Below are 1570 nucleotides of genomic sequence, written 5' to 3'. Positions count from 1 at the left end.
AACGCCTTCCTGCGATACTTTGGCGCAAACACTATATGATATTTGCAGTTCCACTTAGGCCAGTTTACAAGGAACTACACGCAGACCACGAAACGGAGGCTGCTGACAACAAATACAGGCTGAGTATCAAGCACCGGGAAAGTGCGAGATATTCAGCCTGTTTTGTTGTTTGGGGGTTCCAAAGGGTACCCCTTTGGCACACGACTTTGCGTAGCAAAGTGTAGTGTGTTATACGCTCTGTCGGCGTTGCCGTGAAAATGCCGTTGCCGCCGGGGAGGGCAAGGGCATTTGAAGCGGCAGGAAAACAGGGCTGTGCTTGCGTGGCGTGGAGCCGCAAGCGCAGGTCTGGTTTCATCAGCAGACAGGGCGTATATGAAAGCCCCCGTCCCTCGACCTACGCTCCGACTTGTGGACAAAGTGTCCCGAAGTGTGGCCACATTCCCAGAAAAGTAGCAGGACAGCGGGCAAGCGTCAAGGCTGAAATGAACGAGTTTACACCCGGCCTTGACCGCCGCCCACCGTCCCGCTGAATGGGTGGACAAGGCGGCCAATCCTCCGAAGTACTTGGCCGCCCTCTTTCTGATTTTGGAGCGTTTCTTTTTTCAAAATTGAAATGGGCGGGAAGCCATTTTAGGGCTTTCCCGCCTTGATTTCCCATCAGCAAAGACAGGCGGGACTGTCAACGGCGGCGCATGAAATGCGTCGTTCATCTTGACCGTTGACTGGCCCGGCTGTCTTTGCTATTGAGAAAACAATAGTTAATTTACATCTTTATCTTTTTTACAAACTACGCAGAGCCAGCCTTTTTCATTTTTGTGTATTTTTATGTCTGTAAAACCAGCACCCTCTAAAGATTTTTTGACTTGTCCAGAATTGTATATTTTCATTCCTTGTATAATCTTAGTCCACTTTTCTTCTTTGGAATTTTCGCCATTTGATTCGTTGCAAATCATAAAAGTTCCGCTGCCTTTCAAAACTCGATATACTTGCTTAAATGCCTCATTAATATCAGGCCAAAAATATATTGTTTCAAACGCAGTAATTATATCAAAAGTTTCATTTCCGAAAGGAAGTTTCATTACATTACCTTGCAAGATTTCGCAACGCCTATTTTCTATTTCTGCCTTATTGATTTTTTGGGATTTTATTACACTGATTTCTGAATAATCAATACCTGTCACTTTGCCGTATGGAGTTTTTGCCAATAGCTTTTTTACATTTGCTCCACCGCCACACCCAATATCCAGACATATGTAATTATTTCTAATTTCTATATGCGTAAATCCCCATTCAGCCATAGATGAATGTCCGGTATTCATCATATTAACCATAATTTTGCCGCCAATCCCTTTGGGCTTACAAGTATTTTGAAAAAAAGACATACACAATGCTCCTTTCATAGTTATCTTTAGCTAACCACATTATATCACACTATCTTTTTGCGGACAACGAGAATTTTATTTCCTTTTTTCTCTTTACTCTTTATGATTACTTTCCCACCTGCTTAATCATCTTCTTCGCTAACTGCTGGAACAGGTCAGCCAGATTTACGGCTACCTCGACACCTGGG

1 protein-coding gene is annotated in these 1570 nt (G+C 43.8%); it reads right to left on the bottom strand.

What is annotated here, in order from left to right:
- Positions 1–758: 758 nt before the first annotated feature.
- Complete coding sequence (locus DWV16_RS04930) at positions 759–1382, bottom strand: class I SAM-dependent methyltransferase (RefSeq protein WP_050004614.1); 624 nt, start codon at positions 1380–1382, stop codon at positions 759–761.
- Positions 1383–1570: the final 188 nt, after the last annotated feature.

The organism is Anaerotruncus sp. AF02-27, from assembly GCF_003465835.1.
Lineage (GTDB): Bacteria > Bacillota > Clostridia > Oscillospirales > Ruminococcaceae > Anaerotruncus > Anaerotruncus rubiinfantis.
This window is presented reverse-complemented; position numbering and strand designations above follow the sequence as displayed.